Genomic DNA, 19,769 nt, shown 5'->3' on the forward strand with positions numbered 1-19,769 from the left:
AGACGACGATGATTGAATGGATTATCCGGCGCTCTGTCGCCAACCGTTTCCTGGTCATGATGGGGGCCCTGTTTCTCAGCATCTGGGGCACATGGACGATTATTAACACGCCTGTCGATGCCTTGCCTGACCTGTCAGATGTGCAGGTCATTATCAAAACCAGCTATCCCGGCCAGGCCCCGCAGATTGTAGAAAACCAGGTCACCTATCCACTTACCACCACCATGCTGTCCGTGCCTGGCGCAAAAACCGTGCGTGGTTTTTCACAGTTCGGTGATTCGTATGTGTATGTCATTTTTGAAGACGGCACCGATCTGTACTGGGCCCGTTCCCGCGTGCTGGAGTACCTGAACCAGGTACAGGGAAAACTGCCCGCCGGTGTGAGTTCTGAAATCGGTCCGGACGCCACGGGGGTGGGCTGGATATTTGAATATGCCCTTGTCGATCGCAGCGGAAAACACGACCTTTCAGAACTGCGTTCTCTGCAGGACTGGTTCCTGAAATTTGAGCTGAAAACCATCCCGAACGTGGCTGAGGTCGCTTCGGTTGGCGGCGTGGTGAAACAGTACCAGATTCAGGTCAATCCGGTAAAATTGTCTCAGTATGGTATCAGCCTGCCCGAAGTGAAACAGGCCCTTGAATCGTCTAACCAGGAGGCCGGTGGCTCATCCGTTGAAATGGCCGAAGCTGAGTATATGGTCCGTGCCAGCGGTTATCTTCAGAGCATTGATGATTTTAATAACATCGTCCTGAAAACAGGCGAGAACGGCGTGCCGGTTTATCTGCGGGATGTTGCCCGCGTGCAGACCGGGCCTGAAATGCGGCGTGGTATTGCCGAGCTGAACGGCCAGGGCGAAGTCGCTGGCGGCGTGGTGATCCTGCGGTCGGGTAAAAATGCACGCGACGTTATCACGGCAGTGAGGGATAAACTTGAGACGCTGAAGGCCAGCCTGCCGGAAGGCGTTGAAATCGTGACCACCTACGATCGCAGCCAGCTCATCGACCGGGCGATTGATAACCTCAGTTCCAAACTTCTGGAAGAGTTTATCGTGGTGGCCATCGTCTGTGCCCTGTTCCTGTGGCACGTACGTTCTGCCCTGGTGGCGATTATCTCTCTGCCGCTTGGTCTGTGTATCGCCTTTATCGTCATGCACTTCCAGGGACTGAACGCCAATATCATGTCGCTGGGAGGGATAGCGATTGCCGTCGGTGCGATGGTGGATGCCGCCATTGTGATGATTGAGAATGCGCATAAGCGGCTTGAGGAGTGGGATCATCAGCATCCGGGTGAGCAGATTGACAACGCCACCCGCTGGAAGGTGATTACCGATGCCTCCGTTGAAGTGGGACCCGCACTGTTTATCAGCCTGCTGATCATCACCCTGTCCTTTATTCCTATCTTTACCCTGGAAGGTCAGGAAGGACGTCTGTTTGGCCCGCTGGCATTCACGAAAACGTACTCCATGGCGGGCGCGGCCGCGCTGGCCATCATCGTCATTCCGATTCTGATGGGATTCTGGATCCGGGGGAAAATTCCTGCAGAGACCAGTAACCCCCTGAACCGGGTACTGATCAAAGCGTATCATCCATTGCTGTTGCGGGTTCTCCACTGGCCAAAAACAACCCTGCTGGTTGCGGCCTTGTCCATTTTCACCGTTATCTGGCCGCTGAGCCAGGTGGGCGGTGAGTTTCTGCCGAAGATTAACGAGGGCGACCTGTTGTATATGCCGTCGACCCTGCCGGGTGTCTCTCCGGCTGAAGCTGCAGCGCTCCTGCAGACGACGGACAAGTTAATCAAAAGCGTTCCTGAAGTGGCCTCTGTATTTGGCAAGACCGGTAAAGCAGAGACCGCCACGGATTCCGCACCGCTCGAAATGGTTGAAACCACGATCCAGCTCAAACCTGAGGATCAGTGGCGTCCAGGCATGACGATTGACAAGATTATTGAAGAACTCGACAGGACCGTCCGTTTACCGGGGCTGGCAAACCTCTGGGTGCCGCCAATCCGTAACCGTATTGATATGCTCTCAACCGGGATCAAAAGCCCGATAGGTATCAAGGTGTCCGGAACGGTTCTGTCCGATATCGATGCAACGGCGCAGAGTATCGAAGCGGTCGCCAAAACCGTACCCGGCGTAGTGTCTGCTCTCGCAGAGCGACTGGAAGGCGGGCGCTACATTGATGTGGATATCAACCGGGAAAAAGCCTCCCGCTACGGAATGACGGTGGGCGATGTGCAGCTGTTCATCTCATCAGCCATCGGCGGCGCGACGGTAGGGGAAACGGTTGAAGGCGTGGCCCGGTACCCGATTAATATCCGCTATCCGCAGGATTACCGGAACAGCCCGCAGGCCCTGAAACAGATGCCGATCCTGACCCCGATGAAGCAGCAGATCACGCTGGGCGATGTTGCGGATATTAAGGTCGTTTCCGGGCCGACTATGCTGAAAACGGAAAATGCCCGTCCAGCCAGCTGGATTTACATTGACGCGCGCGGCAGGGATATGGTGTCGGTGGTTAATGACATTAAAACGGCGATCAGTCAGAAAGTGAAACTGAGACCGGGTACCAGCGTGTCATTCTCCGGACAGTTTGAACTGCTTGAGCATGCCAACAAGAAACTGAAGCTGATGGTGCCGATGACGGTGATGATCATCTTCATCCTGTTGTATCTGGCATTCCGCCGGGTTGATGAAGCCCTGCTGATCCTGATGAGCCTGCCGTTCGCCCTGGTTGGCGGGATATGGTTCCTGTACTGGCAGGGCTTCCATATGTCTGTCGCAACCGGAACGGGGTTTATCGCTCTGGCCGGGGTGGCAGCAGAGTTTGGCGTGGTCATGCTGATGTATCTGCGTCATGCCATTGAAGCGCACCCGGAATTGTCCCGTAAAGAGACGTTCACACCGGAAGGCCTTGATGAAGCCCTCTATCATGGTGCCGTACTGCGTGTCCGGCCGAAAGCCATGACCGTGGCGGTGATCATTGCGGGTCTGCTGCCAATACTCTGGGGAACCGGTGCAGGTTCAGAAGTCATGAGCCGTATCGCGGCACCCATGATTGGTGGGATGATCACGGCTCCGCTGCTGTCCCTGTTCATTATTCCTGCCGCCTACAAATTAATCTGGCTGCGCAGACATAAAAAAAGCGTGTCCTGAACCTGAAAGGGCACCCCCTGTGGGTGTCCTTCTTTACTGATTCACCCTGACGTCAGGGTTTAAATCGATAATATACAGAGGTGAGTATGAAAAAAGTGGTTCTGATGGCGCTGGCTCTCGGCCTTTCACTGCCCGCGATGGCGAGTGAAAAAGTGATTGATATGTACAAATCTGAAAACTGTGGCTGTTGTTCCCTGTGGGGCAAGGCGATGGAAAAAGACGGGTTTGAAGTACGAACTCACGTCATGAATGATCAGGCGCTGTCAGCCCTGAAAGAAAAGCATGCTATTCCTGCAGGACTGCGAAGTTGTCATACCGCGGTTGCCGGTAATTTGATCATTGAAGGCCATGTGCCTGCGACAACGATACATAAGGCAATGCAGTCTGGTTCAGGTATATACGGTCTCGCCACCCCCGGTATGCCAGCAGGAAGTCCTGGAATGGAGATGGGAGCCCGAAAAGAGGCTTACGATGTTATCGCATTCTCACCGGATGGAAGTAAAAAAGTCTTCCAGCGAATCGAATAGTCAGCGGAACGGCTGATAACGGGACGCCGGTAGCAGGCACTCCTGTGCCGGCGATATTCGTGGTAATCGCATCCATGACATACCCTGAAGACAGAAGATGCTTCGGTATGCATAAGGAGAGTTACTGTGAAAAATGACAATGCAGTGCAACACAACAACCAGACTGCTTCTGAGCAGACATTATCCCCGGACGAGGGCCACGTATTGCATAAGGTGAGAGATCCCGTGTGCGGGATGGCCATCCTGCCCGACAGGGCGCACAGCAGCATTCGATACCAAGACCATCAACTTTATTTCTGCTCCGCCAGCTGTGAGAGTAAATTTAAAGCCCATCCCGATCGTTATCTTACCGAAGATGCCAGTGAACATTCCCATCACCATCACCACGATCATCACGAAGTCAGCCCTGATCAGATAAAACAGCCTCACCACCAGGCGGAAAAAGAGAATTCTGAAGGTGTGTGGACATGTCCGATGCACCCGGAGATACGCCGCAGTGGTCCCGGAAGCTGTCCTGTCTGTGGAATGGCACTGGAGCCGCTCGTAGCTACGGCATCCACGGGGCCGAGTGATGAACTTCACGACATGACAAGACGCTTCTGGCTGGGGTTGTTGCTGGCGTTTCCGGTTCTGGTACTCGAAATGGGATCTCATCTGTTTCCCGAGTTGAGGAATACAGTACCGCCACAGTACAACACATGGCTGCAGCTGCTTCTGGCCTCCCCTGTCGTGTTGTGGTGTGGCTGGCCATTCTTCGCCCGGGCCGGAATGTCGTTACGTAACCGCTCCCTGAATATGTTTACCCTTGTTGCAATGGGGACCGGCGTAGCCTGGGTTTACAGCGTCATTGCAACCGTCTTCCCCTCCTGGTTTCCTGCATCGTTCAGAAACATGGATGGCCTGGTGGCCGTTTATTTTGAAGCCGCAGCAGTTATTACGGTGCTTGTTCTGCTGGGACAGGTTCTTGAGCTGCGGGCACGGGAACAAACCTCAGGCGCCATTACTGCGCTTCTGAACCTTGCCCCCAAAACCGCCAGACGGCTGGATCATGACGGTCATGAAACGGATATTAATGCGGAAGATGTCCTGCCTGGCGATAAGCTCCGCATCAGACCTGGAGAGAGTATTCCGGTCGACGGTATCGTGATCGAAGGCAAAACAACCGTTGATGAATCGATGGTGACCGGGGAATCTATGCCGGTTACCAAAACGGAGGGTGACCCTGTCATCGGGGGGACCATTAATCAGACAGGGAGTCTCATCATCCGTGCAGAGAAAGTCGGTGATGAAACAATGCTCTCACGAATTGTTCAGATGGTCGCTGATGCACAGCGTTCGCGTGCCCCCATCCAGAGAATGGCTGACAGCGTTTCAGGCTGGTTTGTTCCTCTGGTGATACTTATCGCGGTTGTTGCTTTCGTGATCTGGTCTGTCTGGGGGCCCGAGCCCAGGATGGCGCACGGTCTCATTGCGGCTGTGTCGGTCCTGATTATTGCCTGTCCCTGCGCGCTGGGGCTGGCCACGCCGATGTCGATAATGGTGGGGGTGGGCAAAGGAGCCCAGGCCGGGGTGTTAATCAGGAATGCCGAAGCCCTTGAGCGTCTTGAAAAAGTGGACACGCTGGTTGTCGACAAAACAGGCACGCTCACGGAAGGTTCGCCTACGGTGACAGGGATTATCAGTCTCAATCCGGGTGGGGAAACATCTCTTTTGCGTGTAACAGCCGCAGTGGAAAAAGGCTCGCAGCATCCGCTGGGTATGGCAGTAGTTAAAGCAGCACAGGAAAAGGGGATCGCAATACCCGCAGTCACTCATTTCGATGCACCGTCGGGTAAAGGTGTCTCAGGCGATGTCGAAGGTCAACGGGTTGTTATTGGTAATGAACTGGCTATGCAGGAAAACAGTATAGTTATTGATAATCAAAAGGCCGTTGCGGATACGTTGCGGATGGAAGGCGCTACCGTTATCTATGTGGCCACAGACGGGGACCTTGCAGGCCTGATAGCTATCTCGGATCCCGTGAAAACAACCACGCCGGATGCGCTTAAAGCTTTGCGTCAGGCGGGGATCCGCATCGTTATGCTCACCGGGGATAACCAGCTTACTGCTGAAGCAGTCGCACGGAAACTGGGAATAGATGAGGTTGAAGCCGGAATTCTGCCGGATGGCAAAAAAGCAGTGATAACCCGACTGAAAGAGTCTGGCCATGTGGTTGCGATGGCCGGAGACGGTGTGAATGATGCCCCGGCGCTGGCAGCGGCTGACGTGGGTATAGCCATGGGAACGGGTACAGATGTGGCAATTGAAAGTGCCGGAGTCACCCTTCTCAAAGGCGACTTGATGATACTGAACAGGGCCCGTCATCTGTCAGAGATCACCATGAAAAATATCCGTCAGAATCTGTTTTTTGCATTTATCTACAACGCACTTGGCGTGCCTGTGGCTGCAGGTCTGCTTTATCCTGTGTATGGAATACTGCTGTCGCCAGTTATTGCGGCGGCGGCCATGGCTCTTTCCTCCGTCAGCGTCATTGTGAATGCGTTGCGTCTGAAAAGTGTCAGGCTCGGGAAATAACACTGAGTGAAGGGTCAGTTACGAACAGAAGGAGTCCAGTATGAAAAGTACCACCTATGCGCTTATTGCTGTCGCCGCGATCGCGGCATTTGCCCTCCTGCGCGAACACTGGTCACATGTGGCAGGTTACTGGCCATATCTGTTATTGCTGGTCTGCCCGCTAATGCATCTTTTCCACGGCCACGGAGGGCATGGAGATCATCAACATCACGGAAGTGAAAACGATAAAAAAAATTAATCCGGCAGACGGGGCCGCGTCGCGGTCCCGTTATCAGTCCAGGTATCGTTCGTAGTCTCTGGCATGCGCAAAGGCATGCTGTTCGAGTTTGTTATCAGCGGGTGCCGCTGCCCGGAACGCCAGAGAGTTAACAGGGTTGTTATTGATGACCAGCTCGTAATGCAGATGAGGACCGGATGAACGTCCGCTGTTACCGGATAACGCAATAGCACCTCCCCGTGTAACCCTGGCCCCTTTAGTAACGAGTATTTTATTGAGGTGGAGATAGCGAGTTTTAACACCGGCTTTTCCCGTTACTTCAACAAAATATCCCATGGTACTGTTGTATTCGGCCCGGGTGATTTTTCCGTCGATGACGCTGACTATTTTCGTGTTCATGGGCATGGAATAATCAATGCCATTATGGGGACTCACTTTTCCCGATACCGGGTTAAGTCTTGCAGGATTGAAAGGCGAACTGAGTCTTGCTGTGGCCGGTAACGGATAATCGAGACTGCCTTTCCCGGAAGTATCGGAAAGGTTATAGAACTTTTTATCTGATATACGATACGCCGTGTAATTAAATGAACCGGACGTAAATTTATAGGCCACGACACGTGATTTTCCCGCTTTCTTTTGCAGTACGAGTTTTAATGATTCATTTTTTTTCAAATGCCGCAGATTAAACCGGGAAGGCAAGGAGCGCTGAAGAGTAGCGATCTCGTTCGATTCCAGCCCCGAGCGGGTGGCTGAAAGGTAGGCATTTTCTTTTACGACATCGGTAGAATACATTTACTGGAATTCGCCGTTAGCATGAACACTGCGGCGTATGCTAGGGGTTTTCAGGAGGCGTGTCATCTGTCAGTTAATCGGGAGCACCGTTGATGGTCGTCATTTTTGTAACATATCTTGTTTCCCGTTTGCTCCTGAAGCTCTGGGAACTGTATGACCAGCCCGACGGTGATGATTAACGGGACTGAAACAGGTTACGGCAGAGCAATATGGGGCTCATGTCCTGCTACGTAACCCGTCAGTAAAGCCCTGCTGCGCACCTGACGCTAAGCACTAACCCGCCTGCAGTTACCTGGTCGAATACAGCCCGCGAAGCTTTCTTGCCTGCGTCTGATGTGCTTCCGCACCGGCATTATTGACCTGCTCATGCACGAGAGCGGCTTTTTCTCCGGCATTCAGTTCGTTAAAAGAAGAAGACGAGGTCTTTGAATTTGCATCACTGCCGGACAGCATTTTTTTATGTTCCTCAATCATTTTCTGATGCGCATAGGACGCGCTGTTGTTCATAAATGAATGAGCAACAATGGCCCTTTCATGTTCATTCATTTCAGAGAATGAGGGCGTGTTGTTTTTATTAACCCTGTCCGGTAAGTTTTCATGCGTCGAGGAATTCACATGACTGACGGCTGAGGCATTATTAACAAATCGATGTGCTTCATGGGCAATATTACTGGACTGAGCAAAAGCTGCCCCACAAAATAAAGCTGTAAACGCAGTGGTCGTGATTAATATATTCATGTGTAATTACCTTCTGAGGTACATAAAAGATGTCCTTATGATCATATATAAAAATAATCAACCTGTGGGGAAGATGACGTAAATGTAATACAGCTATGTACATTACACGATTGTAATGAATTTGTTTCTTAAGGTGTGCTAGATTCATTTCATTGTAAGTGGATGAACCAGTAATTTAATTTAAATCGGTTCTCGAATTCTGTCAGTAACCATACTTTAAATAAGGGAATGCGCATGCTGTTGAAAACGTCTCGACGAACTTTCCTGAAGGGGTTAACCCTCTCTGGCGTAGCCGGAAGTCTTGGCGTATGGAGTTTCAATGCGCGTTCCAGTCTGAGCCTGCCAGTTGCCGCATCCCTGCAGGGTACTCAGTTTGACCTGACCATTGGTGAAACGGCCGTCAATATCACGGGCAGTGAGCGTCAGGCCAAAACAATCAATGGAGGCCTGCCGGGGCCCGTTCTTCGCTGGAAAGAAGGTGACACCATTACCCTGAAGGTCAAAAACCGTCTTAATGAACAGACGTCCATTCACTGGCACGGCATTATTCTTCCGGCCAATATGGATGGTGTTCCGGGGCTGAGTTTTATGGGCATAGAGCCTGATGATACCTACGTTTACACCTTTAAGGTTAAGCAGAACGGGACTTACTGGTACCACAGCCATTCCGGTCTGCAGGAACAGGAGGGGGTATACGGTGCCATTATCATCGATGCCGGGGAGCCAGAACCGTTTACTTACGATCGTGAGCATGTGGTCATGTTGTCTGACTGGACCGATGAAAATCCTCACAGCCTGCTGAAAAAATTAAAAAAACAGTCGGATTACTACAATTTCAATAAACCAACCGTTGGCTCTTTTTTCCGCGACGTGAATACCAGGGGGCTGTCAGCCACCATTGCCGATCGGAAAATGTGGGCTGAAATGAAAATGAATCCGACTGACCTCGCGGATGTCAGTGGCTACACCTACACCTATCTCATGAACGGGCAGGCCCCGCTGAAAAACTGGACCGGACTGTTCCGTCCCGGTGAAAAGATACGCTTACGGTTTATCAACGGCTCGGCAATGACCTATTTCGATATCCGTATCCCCGGGCTGAAAATGACGGTCGTGGCTGCAGATGGCCAGTATGTAAACCCGGTTACCGTTGACGAATTCAGGATTGCCGTTGCCGAAACCTATGATGTCATTGTGGAGCCTCAGGGTGAGGCCTATACCATCTTCGCACAATCCATGGACAGGACCGGTTACGCTCGAGGGACACTGGCCACGAGAGAGGGGTTAAGTGCTGCCGTTCCCCCCCTCGATCCCCGTCCTCTGTTGACCATGGAAGATATGGGTATGGGGGGAATGGGACATGATATGGCAGGAATGGACCACAGCCAGATGGGAGGCATGGATAACAGCGGAGAGATGATGTCTATGGACGGTGCTGACCTTCCGGATAGCGGGACATCCTCCGCGCCCATGGATCACAGCAGCATGGCCGGTATGGATCATTCCCGGATGGCCGGAATGCCGGGTATGCAAAGTCATCCTGCGTCAGAAACGGATAACCCACTGGTTGATATGCAGGCGATGAGCGTCTCTCCGAAATTAAATGATCCGGGTATTGGTCTTCGAAATAACGGAAGAAAGGTTCTCACGTACGCGGATTTGAAAAGCCGCTTTGAGGATCCTGACGGACGTGAACCTGGCCGTACCATAGAACTGCATTTAACCGGCCACATGGAAAAGTTTGCCTGGTCATTTAACGGAATCAAGTTTTCAGATGCCGCACCGGTGCTGCTGAAATACGGTGAGCGGCTCAGGATCACGCTGATCAACGATACCATGATGACTCACCCCATTCACCTGCATGGTATGTGGAGCGATCTGGAAGATGAAAACGGTAATTTCATGGTTCGTAAACACACAATAGATGTTCCCCCTGGTACAAAACGCAGTTACAGAGTGACAGCAGATGCGCTTGGCCGCTGGGCGTATCACTGCCATTTGCTCTATCACATGGAAATGGGAATGTTTCGTGAAGTCCGGGTGGAGGAATGATGCGAATGAAGAGAAATTTGAAGGCCATACCTGTTCTGGTCGCCGGTTTGTTTACCTCACAGCTTTCTATTGCGGCGGGCTCCGTCTCTGCAGATCCCCACGCCGGGCACGACATGTCTGCCATGCAGATGCCAGCAGATGAGAATTTCACTGAGATGACGTCAATGGAGCCCATTGTAACTGAGAGCAGAACGCCAATTCCGCCTGTTACCGATGCCGACCGGAAGGCTGCATTCGGCAATTTACAGGGGCATGCGATTCACGACAGTGCGATTAATTATCTGGTTCTGCTGGATCAACTGGAATGGCAACGGTCGGATAACACCAACAATTTCAGCTGGAGTGTTAACAGCTGGATTGGAGGCGACACAGATCGGATTTGGCTAAAGAGTGAAGGTGAACGAAGCAATGGGGAAACGGAGGCGGCTGAAGCGCAGTTACTCTGGGGACATGCGGTTGGCCCATGGTGGGATTTGGTTGCGGGTGTCAGGCAGGATTTCAGACCTGCTTCTGCCCGGACCTGGGCTGCTGTCGGTTTTCAGGGGCTGGCACTCTATAATTTTGAGTCTGAAATTACGGGTTTTGTCAGTAATGGCGGAAAAGCAGCCCTTCGTCTGGGAGGAGAATACGACGTTTTACTGACTAACCGGCTCATACTCCAGCCATCCTATGAGGTGAATTTCTACAGTCAGGATGATGAATCGCGGGGTCGCGGCAGGGGACTGACTGACACAGAGCTGGGGCTCCGGCTGCGCTATGAAATACGCCGTGAGTTTGCACCCTATATAGGCGTTTCCTGGAATCAACTTTACGGGAAAACATCCGATATGGCGAAAAGAGAAGGTGAGAAAGACCATCAGGTAGTATTCCTGGCGGGAGCCAGAATCTGGTTTTAACGCACTGATATAAAACACTCAACTAAACAGGTAAATAAAATGTCGATTTTAAATAAAGCCATTCTTACAGGTGGCCTCGTTATGGGCGTTGCTTTCTCTGCTATGGCCCATCCGGAATTAAAAAGCTCTGTGCCACAGGCTGATTCAGCCGTAGCGGCCCCGGAAAAGATTCAGCTTAATTTCTCGGAAAATCTGACCGTGAAATTCTCAGGTGCAAAATTAACGATGACGGGTATGAAAGGCATGTCATCACATTCTCCGATGCCGGTCGCGGCAAAAGTGGCGCCAGGCGCTGACCCTAAATCGATGGTCATTATTCCGCGAGAGCCTTTACCCGCTGGCACTTATCGTGTTGACTGGCGCGCGGTTTCTTCAGATACGCACCCTATTACCGGTAATTACACCTTTACAGTGAAGTAATATTATGAACGACCTGATTATGATTGTTATTCGTTTTCTTCTTTATCTGGATTTGATGGTAATATTTGGATTGCCATTTTTTCAGATATATGGAATAAGCGGTGTCAGACATGAAACCTATAACCTGACTAATTTCAGGTCGTTTATAACTTTTGCTGTTGTTACAGGCATCATTCTTACTGGCATTAATATGCTCCTGGTATCTAATGCCATGAGTGGAGTAACTGACCTCAGAGAATTATCCATCCATGTTATCGAGATGGTGATAGAAGAAACTGATGTGGGTATTAGCTGGATTGTCAGGCTCTGTGCCCTGTTTACCACACTCGGTGCTTTGTTCCTTTACACTAATAAGAGAGTATTGTCCTGCCTGCTGATGACGATGAGTGGGGGCGTGGCGCTGGCTACACTTGCCTGGGGAGGACACGCCGTTATGCATGACGGTCTGCATTACTATCTCCATTTACTGAGCGATCTGACCCATCTCGGCGCTGCAGGTGCCTGGACAGGTGCTCTGGTTGCATTTGCTATCCTGCTGATGCGCAGAAACGAGCATAATGCACAGAGCGTCATTGTGATATCTGACTCCCTGGCAAAATTTGCCACGGCAGGAACGGTGATTGTTGTAGCCCTGATCCTGAGTGCGCTGGTCAACTATCTGTATATTGCTGAGGGTAACTTAACTCCCTTATTCAACAGTTCCTGGGGGAGGATATTGCTTGCCAAGACGGCTCTGTTTGTTCTGATGCTTCTTCTGGCTGCAGCAAACCGGTTTCACCTGGGTCCCCGGCTTGAAGTTATGGTCAGGGAAGGGAATTATGATCGCAGCGTTGCCCTGATGCGAAACAGCATCCTGACAGAATTCGTTGTTGCGATTATCATTCTGGGCGCCGTAGCGTGGCTCGGAATGCTTGCTCCGTCTCAGGTCAGCTAGGGGACAGCCAAAGCTCATGCGTGAGATTTTTACTTTCATATCAGCGAGTTGACCATGCAGCGTATTTTAATCGTTGAAGACGAACAAAAAACAGGTCGTTACCTGCAGCAGGGACTGGTTGAGGAAGGCTATCAGGCCGATCTCTTTAATAATGGCCGCGATGGTCTCGGGGCCGCGTCGAAGGGACAGTATGATTTGATAATACTGGACGTGATGCTGCCTTTCCTCGACGGGTGGCAAATCATCAGCGCACTGAGGGAGTCCGGGCACGAAGAACCGGTCCTGTTTTTAACCGCAAAGGACAACGTGCGGGACAAAGTGAAAGGACTGGAGCTTGGCGCAGATGACTACCTGATTAAGCCCTTTGATTTTACGGAGCTGGTTGCACGTGTAAGAACCCTACTGCGCCGGGCACGCTCGCAGGCCGCAACAGTCTGCACCATCGCCGATATGACCGTTGATATGGTGCGCCGGACCGTGATCCGTTCGGGGAAGAAGATCCATCTCACCGGTAAAGAATACGTTCTGCTTGAGTTGCTGCTGCAACGCACCGGAGAAGTGTTACCCAGGAGTCTTATCTCGTCCCTGGTCTGGAACATGAATTTTGACAGTGATACGAATGTGATTGATGTCGCCGTGAGACGTCTGAGAAGTAAAATTGATGATGACTTTGAGCCAAAACTGATCCATACCGTTCGCGGTGCCGGATATGTCCTGGAGATCAGAGAAGAGTGAGGTTCAAAATTTCCCTGACCACACGCCTGAGCCTGATTTTTTCTGCGGTGATGCTTACGGTATGGTGGTTATCAAGTTTTATCCTGATTAGCACCCTTAATGGCTATTTCGATAATCAGGACCGCGATTTTCTGACAGGTAAACTTCAGCTCACCGAAGAGTTTCTTAAAACAGAGACGTTCAGGAACAAAACGGATATTAAGTCATTATCAGAAAAAATAAACGATGCGATGGTGGGGCACAATGGCTTATTCATTTCTATAAAAAACATGGAAAATGAAAAAATTGTTGAACTCTATGCCAAAAATTCTGTTGTTCCAGCGGTCCTGCTTAATAAGTCGGGTGATATTCTCGACTATATGATCCAGACGGAAGAAAATAACACCGTGTACCGCAGTATCTCGCGGCGGGTTGCCGTGACGCCGGAACAGGGTAAAAGCAAACATGTCATCATTACGGTTGCCACGGATACTGGGTATCACACCCTGTTTATGGACAAACTCAGTACCTGGCTGTTCTGGTTCAATATCGGTCTGGTCTTTATTTCTGTTTTTCTGGGCTGGCTGACCACACGTATTGGTCTGAAACCGCTACGGGAAATGACCAGTCTGGCTTCCTCCATGACCGTACACAGCCTGGATCAGCGTCTAAATCCCGATCTGGCTCCGCCGGAAATCTCTGAGACCATGCAGGAGTTCAATAATATGTTTGATCGCCTGGAGGGGGCATTCCGGAAACTGTCAGATTTCTCGTCTGACATCGCGCATGAGCTGCGCACACCAGTCAGTAATCTGATGATGCAGACGCAGTTTGCACTGGCTAAGGAAAGGGATGTTTCGCATTACCGCGAAATTTTATTCGCTAACCTGGAAGAACTGAAAAGGTTGTCACGAATGACCAGTGACATGCTTTTTCTGGCACGTTCAGAGCATGGTCTGCTGCGGCTGGATAAACATGATGTGGATCTGGCAGCCGAACTGAATGAATTACGTGAGTTGTTCGAGCCCCTGGCAGACGAAACAGGAAAGACAATCACGGTTGAAGGAGAGGGCGTTGTTGCCGGAGACAGCGATATGCTCCGACGTGCTTTCAGTAACCTGCTTTCCAATGCAATCAAGTATTCTCCCGATAACACCTGTACAGCGATACACCTTGAGCGTGACAGTGACTGTGTGAACGTGATGATTACGAATACGATGTCCGGCCAGGTTCCCGCTAATCTGGAACGTTTGTTTGACCGGTTCTATCGCGCAGACTCATCAAGGTTCTACAACACGGAAGGCGCGGGGCTGGGATTATCAATTACAAGGTCGATCATTCATGCTCACGGCGGCGAGCTGTCAGCAGAACAGCAGGGGCGTGAAATTGTGTTCAAAGTGCGCCTGTTAATGGATTAATCCCGTTGTTCAGGAGAAACCTGGAAGGTGACAAAATTGTCATCATTCAGTCACGCGATAAACAGAGGCGGTTTTTTATAATTATTCATAAATCAGGAGCAGCGTGATAACACAATCACCTGGTTCCTGGAGTGATGATTAACCCGCCCTGAGATCAACTGCTTTCTCTGTTATAAGCCATTGATTGTTTGGGTATGTAAACACCGGAGACCCAACCATGAAAAAGATTCTCGTATCATTTGTTGCCATTATGGCTGCCGCTTCATCTGCCATGGCTGCAGAGACAATGAACATGCATGACCAGGTAAATAATGCACAGGCACCTGCCCACCAGATGCAGTCATCTGCTGAAAAAAGTGCAATTCAGGGAGACAGCATGACAATGATGGATATGAGCAGTCACGATCAGGCCGCAATGTCCCATGACATGATGCAAAACAGCAATTCTGCTGCCCACCAGGACATGGCTGAAATGCATAAAAAAATGATGAAAGCTAAACCCGGAGCTACCAACGAAACAGCAAAGTCATTTTCTGAAATGAGCGAGCATGAGAAGGCCGCAGCTGTACATGAGAAGGCGAATAATGGTCAGTCTTCCGTTGTTCACCAGCAGCAGGCTGATAAGCATCGCAGTCAGATCACCCAGAATTAACCCGCAGCTCCACTTGTTAGACCCTCATTTGACGCCGAAGTCACTGGCTTACGCTCCTGTCCGGGAGCGTTTTTTTTCCCATATATCAAACTTTAACTCTGAAGAGGTGGAAGTATCTGACCAACACTGTCACGTAACGCCAGATAACTACAAAAACACCTTTTTCCTCCTGTAAATTGCAGTTCCTGCAAGAACATCAAGGCATAATGTTGGAACAGCGTGTGATACACACTTAGCATCATGTTTTGTATGTGTTTTTTTAAAACTTTACAACTTTAAAGTCTTTTTCAGGTTAAAGGATACAACTTTAATGTCTCTACACAGCTGAAAAGAACGGTTAATATTTATTTTTTTAGCGTGCTGCGTCCTTATCGGGTCCACGCTTTTTATTGTGTGCATGGTGTTTTGTCTTCTTAAAAGGGTTGTCTATGTCTGCTGCTCATCTCGGTTTCCCGACGGAAACCGTTGTTGTCTTCGTGGTGATGGCCGTTGGGGCGATGTTTATCGACCTCTTCATGCACCGTCACGATAAACCGATCTCGCTGAAAAGCGCGGTCATGTGGTCCATCTTCTGGGTCATGATGGCGATGGCCTTCGCCGGATTCTTATACGTGCACCACGGCGCGGAGATGGCCAGTCTGTTCCTGACCGGCTATGCGCTGGAAGAGGTGCTCTCCGTCGACAACCTGTTTGTGATGATGGCGATCTTCGCCTGGTTTGGCGTGCCGGATAGATATCGTCACCGCGTGCTCTACTGGGGCGTACTCGGGGCGATTGTGTTCCGCGGTATTTTTGTTGCCATTGGCACCAGCCTGCTGAGCCTGGGACCGTATGTTGAGGTCATTTTTGCGCTGGTCGTCGGCTGGACGGCGGTGATGATGCTGAAACGCAATGAAGAGAGCGATGAAGTAGAAGATTACTCCAACCATCTGGCGTACCGCCTGGTGAAACGCTTCTACCCGGTGTGGCCAAAAATCAGCAGCCATGCGTTTATCCTGACCCAGAAAGAGGTGGATGCCGAACTGGAGAAACCTGAAAACAAGGATGTGATGGTAGGCCGCGTGAAGAAGGCGAAGCGCTACGCGACGCCGCTGCTGCTCTGCGTCGCGGTGGTGGAGCTGTCCGACGTGATGTTCGCCTTCGATTCCGTACCCGCAATCATTGCCGTCAGCCGTGAGCCGCTGATTATCTACAGCGCAATGATGTTCGCGATCCTCGGCCTGCGTACCCTCTACTTCGTGCTGGAAGCGCTGAAGCAGTATCTGGTGCATCTGGAGAAAGCGGTGGTGTTACTGCTGTTCTTCGTGGCGTTCAAGCTGGGGCTGAATGCGACCGACCACTTCTGGCATCACGGTTATAACATCGGCGCCACGGCAAGCCTGTTTGTGGTGCTGGGGGTACTGGCGCTGGGGATTATTGCGAGCGTGATGTTCCCGGGAAAACGTGAGGCCTGATGTACCGCTTTTCTCCCTCTCCCTGTGGGAGAGGGCCGGGGTGAGGGCACCGGGCCGCACCTAACCCTTAATTGGTGAATTTCGGCGCTTGCTCGGATGATGAAAATGCCGCCAGTGCGGATCCTGCGCCGCCGCCAGCAACTCGTGGTCGCCACGCGTGTCGCCCCAGGCGCGCAGGTGATACGCGTTCAAATCCCCATACACCTTCTCCAGCCTCGCCACCTTCTGGGCACAACGGCAGTTGTGGCCGGTGATCCGCCCGGTCAGCTTGCCGTCTTTCACTTCCAGCTGCGTGCCAATCAGCTTAATGCCGAGCTTATCGGCCCACGGCTGCAATACCAGCGCCGGGGAAGCAGAGCAAATCGTCACTTCCGCACCGGAATTGACCTCGTTGGCGACGGCCAGCACACCTTCCGGGCGCATCAGCTTGTTCCAGTATTTTTCACAGAAGGCTTCCGCCTGCTGACGTAACCAGTGCTCATCCACCCCCGTCAGGAAGGTTTTGATCAACACCTCTTTCAGCTCATCTCGCGTCAGCTTGCGGCGCACACAGTGCAGCGTAGGCAGGGCCATGCGCACCAGTCGGCCAGCAAAGTAGCGCTTGCCAAAGGCAAAGCGCAGGAACGGGATAAAACTGTCGTGGTGCGTCAACGTACCATCAAAGTCAAAGACAGAGAGCACGCTGGACTTCGCCACGGCTTCGTCGGCAATCATATTGGTCATAAATACGTCTTAGCTGAAATACACATTCTGTTCACTAGTTTACCTGCTTTACCTTCACAGTCCTTATATCAGGTCGCATTTTTTCCTGAACCTGTGGCCTGACGGGTCAAACAATGTCATCCACCACGCCGCCGTCAACGCGCAGCGCCGCGCCGGAAGTCGCGGAGGCCTGCATGGAACAGACATATACCACCATATTCGCCACTTCTTCCACCGTGGCGGCGCGCTGGATCACCGAGCTGGGGCGATTCGCCATCACGAACTCTTTCGCCAGCTGTTCCAGCGATTTACCGGTTCTTTCGATCTCGTCTTTCATCATCGCGGCAAAACCGTCCGACATTGTCGGGCCCGGCAGCACGCTGTTCACCGTCACGCCGCTGCCTGCCACGAACTTCGCCAGACCGCGCGCCAGCGAGAGCTGGGCGGTTTTTGTCACGCCATAGTGGATCATATCCGCAGGAATATTGCAGGCCGATTCTGACGAGATAAACACTACCCGACCCCAGCCCTTTTGTACCATGCCGGGCAGCAGGGCACGGGAGAGGCGCACCCCGGACATCACGTTGGTCTGCCAGTAGCGTTCCCAGGTCTCGTCGTCGGTGGAATAAAAATCCTGCTGGCCATAGATCCCGGCGTTATTCACCAGAATATCGACGTGCGTGGCAACCCTGAGCAGTTCGTCAACGCCCTCCTGCGAGCTCAGATCGGCGATGGCGGCACGGACCTGTACGCCAGGCACCACCTGCTGTAGCGCCTGAATGCCTTTGTTCACCGAGTCGACGCTGCGCCCGTTCACGATCACTTCCGCACCGCTCTCCGCCAGCCCGCGGGCGATGGCAAACCCAATACCGCCGGTGGACGCGGTCACCAGCGCTACTTTCCCCGTTAAATCAATTTTCATCATTCGCTCCTTGTCATCTTATGGTTCAAAACTTAAAGCGTAGCACTTGACGATGACGGCTCCTGTTTAAAAAGGCGCAACAGCGTCTCAACCTGCTCGTCCAGCGGGCTGAGGGAGCGTTTGACGATGAGGTGCAGCGGCGTGGCGCGACGTACGCCGTGGCTGAGCGGCAGCGTTTTAAGGATGCCCTGCTGGAGCGGGGTCTGAATGCGTTCTTCCGGTAACCAGCCGTATCCAACCTGATACATCACCGCTTCGATCGCGGCATCGATGGTGGAGAAGGTCCACGACTCCCCGGTAGGGTGAGCGGTGGGCTGGCTGTCTGCGATCTGAATGCGCGGCCACGGTCGTAGCATCTCGTCGTTAAGCGGTGTATCCAGCGCAAACAGCGGGTGAGCGTGATGCGCGACGGCAACAAAATCGATATTCATCAGCCATTCGCCCAGGCCGGTAATGTCCTGGCGGCGGGTTAAGACCATCACGTCGGCTTCATCATTGAGCGCATCCGCGCGGCTGTTTTCCAGCACCTCGGTAAGCCGCACCTGCGTTTGCGGGTACAGCTGCTGAAACTGGCGCAAAATCGCGAACAGCCGGCTGCGCGGAAAAATACTGTCTACCATCAGGTCGATACGGGTTCGCATCCCGCTGCGCAGGGTCGCAGCGCGCGTTTCAACATAGGCGAAGGCTTTCAGCAGCGGTTTAACCTGATTCAGCAACAGCTCACCCGCCGGTGTCAGCACGGCACGCCGTCCCTCTGTCATCAGGAGCGCCACGCCCAGCCGTTCCTGCAAAAGCGACAGGTTATAGCTGACCGAGGACTGGCTGCGGTGGGTCTCTTCCGCCGCCTTAGCGAAGCTGCCCGCCTCGATGACTCTCTCCAGCAAGGCCCATTGTTCGAGCGTCGTCTTGTGCATAATTAATCTAAATTTTGGATGAATTTGATTCAAACATAGCGTTATTCATTCATTTTTTGAAGGGGTACGATCGTCTCATCAAAACAAAGGAGACATCGTATGAGCACCTTCGATAAACATGATTTAAGCGGCTTCGTCGGTAAACATCTGGTATATACCTACGATAATGGCTGGAACTACGAAATTTACGTTAAAAACGAAAACACCCTGGACTACCGTATTCACAGTGGTCTGGTGGGCAACCGTTGGGTGAAAGATCAGCAGGCCTACATTGTCCGTGTTGGGGAGAGCATCTATAAAATTTCCTGGACGGAGCCAACCGGTACCGACGTGAGCCTGATCGTGAACCTGGGAGACAGCCTGTTCCACGGCACCATCTTCTTCCCGCGCTGGGTCATGAATAATCCGGAAAAAACCGTCTGCTTCCAGAACGATCACATTCCACTGATGAATAGCTACCGTGATGCCGGGCCAGCGTATCCAACCGAAGTGATTGATGAATTTGCCACCATCACCTTCGTGCGCGACTGCGGTGCGAATGACGACAGCGTTATTGCGTGCGCGGCCAGCGAGTTGCCAAAAAACTTTCCTGATAATTTAAAATAAGCGCGACAATTAACTAAAAAGAAAAGTTCCCGACTCATTTCATATTTATTGGAAATGGTCGGGGATTTTTTTATTTGTTGAT

At 51.8% G+C, this 19,769-nt stretch carries 18 protein-coding genes; 13 read left to right on the forward strand and 5 right to left on the reverse strand.

Annotation, left to right across the window (positions count from 1 at the left end):
* The first annotated feature begins 8 nt into the window (after positions 1-8).
* The 4 genes from silA to SK50_RS02865 all read left to right on the forward strand — a co-directional run bounded on the left by silA (position 9) and on the right by SK50_RS02865 (position 6,494).
* Positions 9-3,155 carry a Cu(+)/Ag(+) efflux RND transporter permease subunit SilA gene (silA, locus tag SK50_RS02850; RefSeq protein ID WP_000574029.1) on the forward strand — a complete coding sequence of 1,049 codons (3,147 nt, stop codon included), beginning with the start codon at positions 9-11 and terminating at the stop codon, positions 3,153-3,155.
* A gap of 86 nt (positions 3,156-3,241) precedes the next feature.
* Positions 3,242-3,682: a DUF411 domain-containing protein gene (locus SK50_RS02855; protein WP_000758228.1), complete on the forward strand. Its 441-nt coding sequence runs from the start codon at positions 3,242-3,244 to the stop codon at positions 3,680-3,682.
* 126 nt (positions 3,683-3,808) lie between these two features.
* Positions 3,809-6,256, forward strand: coding sequence for an Ag(+)-translocating P-type ATPase SilP (gene silP, locus SK50_RS02860; RefSeq protein ID WP_001353604.1), 2,448 nt, complete (start codon positions 3,809-3,811; stop codon positions 6,254-6,256).
* Between the two features lie 40 nt (positions 6,257-6,296).
* On the forward strand, positions 6,297-6,494 hold the full coding sequence (locus SK50_RS02865) for a DUF2933 domain-containing protein (protein WP_000843494.1): 198 nt from the start codon (positions 6,297-6,299) through the stop codon (positions 6,492-6,494).
* 33 nt (positions 6,495-6,527) lie between these two features.
* Here the strand turns inward: SK50_RS02865 and SK50_RS02870 are convergent, their stop codons facing one another.
* Complete coding sequence (locus SK50_RS02870; RefSeq protein ID WP_000287501.1) at positions 6,528-7,265, reverse strand: peptidoglycan DD-metalloendopeptidase family protein; 738 nt, start codon at positions 7,263-7,265, stop codon at positions 6,528-6,530.
* A gap of 288 nt (positions 7,266-7,553) precedes the next feature.
* Positions 7,554-8,003 (reverse strand): copper resistance protein, encoded by a 450-nt coding sequence (locus SK50_RS02875; protein ID WP_048229081.1) that lies wholly within the window; start codon positions 8,001-8,003, stop codon positions 7,554-7,556.
* A gap of 234 nt (positions 8,004-8,237) precedes the next feature.
* On the opposite strand from SK50_RS02875, the gene pcoA reads away from it, so the two are divergent.
* The 8 genes from pcoA (at position 8,238) to SK50_RS02920 (ending at position 16,543) form a co-directional block, all read left to right on the forward strand.
* Positions 8,238-10,055 (forward strand): multicopper oxidase PcoA, encoded by a 1,818-nt coding sequence (pcoA, locus tag SK50_RS02880; protein WP_000925240.1) that lies wholly within the window; start codon positions 8,238-8,240, stop codon positions 10,053-10,055.
* A 5-nt stretch (positions 10,056-10,060) separates the two neighbouring features.
* Complete coding sequence (gene pcoB, locus SK50_RS02885; protein ID WP_001378118.1) at positions 10,061-10,951, forward strand: copper resistance outer membrane transporter PcoB; 891 nt, start codon at positions 10,061-10,063, stop codon at positions 10,949-10,951.
* Positions 10,952-10,990: 39 nt separating this feature from the next.
* Positions 10,991-11,371 (forward strand): copper resistance system metallochaperone PcoC, encoded by a 381-nt coding sequence (pcoC, locus tag SK50_RS02890; RefSeq protein WP_000025662.1) that lies wholly within the window; start codon positions 10,991-10,993, stop codon positions 11,369-11,371.
* Positions 11,372-11,426: 55 nt separating this feature from the next.
* On the forward strand, positions 11,427-12,305 hold the full coding sequence (pcoD, locus tag SK50_RS02895) for a copper resistance inner membrane protein PcoD (RefSeq protein WP_229692861.1): 879 nt from the start codon (positions 11,427-11,429) through the stop codon (positions 12,303-12,305).
* A 54-nt stretch (positions 12,306-12,359) separates the two neighbouring features.
* Positions 12,360-13,040, forward strand: a complete 681-nt coding sequence (gene pcoR, locus SK50_RS02900) for a copper response regulator transcription factor PcoR (RefSeq protein ID WP_001188930.1) — start codon at positions 12,360-12,362, stop codon at positions 13,038-13,040.
* Positions 13,037-14,437, forward strand: a complete 1,401-nt coding sequence (pcoS, locus tag SK50_RS02905; RefSeq protein ID WP_001211180.1) for a copper resistance membrane spanning protein PcoS — start codon at positions 13,037-13,039, stop codon at positions 14,435-14,437. The genes pcoR and pcoS overlap by 4 nt, the downstream gene beginning before the upstream one ends.
* A gap of 217 nt (positions 14,438-14,654) precedes the next feature.
* The gene (gene pcoE, locus SK50_RS02910; RefSeq protein WP_000723069.1) at positions 14,655-15,089 is read left to right on the forward strand and encodes a copper resistance system metallochaperone PcoE; all 435 of its coding nucleotides are present in this window, start codon (positions 14,655-14,657) and stop codon (positions 15,087-15,089) included.
* A gap of 428 nt (positions 15,090-15,517) precedes the next feature.
* Complete coding sequence (locus tag SK50_RS02920) at positions 15,518-16,543, forward strand: TerC/Alx family metal homeostasis membrane protein (RefSeq protein WP_015571505.1); 1,026 nt, start codon at positions 15,518-15,520, stop codon at positions 16,541-16,543.
* Positions 16,544-16,603: 60 nt separating this feature from the next.
* Here the strand turns inward: SK50_RS02920 and SK50_RS02925 are convergent, their stop codons facing one another.
* From SK50_RS02925 to SK50_RS02935, 3 genes are all read right to left on the reverse strand, one after another.
* A complete protein-coding gene (locus SK50_RS02925; protein WP_003861228.1) occupies positions 16,604-17,266 on the reverse strand; it encodes an HAD family hydrolase in 663 nt (220 codons plus the stop codon).
* A 106-nt stretch (positions 17,267-17,372) separates the two neighbouring features.
* A complete protein-coding gene (locus SK50_RS02930; protein ID WP_032649780.1) occupies positions 17,373-18,167 on the reverse strand; it encodes an SDR family NAD(P)-dependent oxidoreductase in 795 nt (264 codons plus the stop codon).
* Between the two features lie 32 nt (positions 18,168-18,199).
* Positions 18,200-19,081: a LysR family transcriptional regulator gene (locus SK50_RS02935; protein ID WP_017693822.1), complete on the reverse strand. Its 882-nt coding sequence runs from the start codon at positions 19,079-19,081 to the stop codon at positions 18,200-18,202.
* Positions 19,082-19,180: 99 nt separating this feature from the next.
* On the opposite strand from SK50_RS02935, the gene SK50_RS02940 reads away from it, so the two are divergent.
* A complete protein-coding gene (locus SK50_RS02940; RefSeq protein WP_017384099.1) occupies positions 19,181-19,687 on the forward strand; it encodes a phenolic acid decarboxylase in 507 nt (168 codons plus the stop codon).
* The last annotated feature ends 82 nt before the right edge of the window (positions 19,688-19,769 follow it).

The sequence above is a fragment of the Enterobacter sp. BWH64 genome, assembly GCF_001037645.1.
Taxonomy (GTDB): Bacteria; Pseudomonadota; Gammaproteobacteria; order Enterobacterales; family Enterobacteriaceae; genus Enterobacter; species Enterobacter hormaechei_C.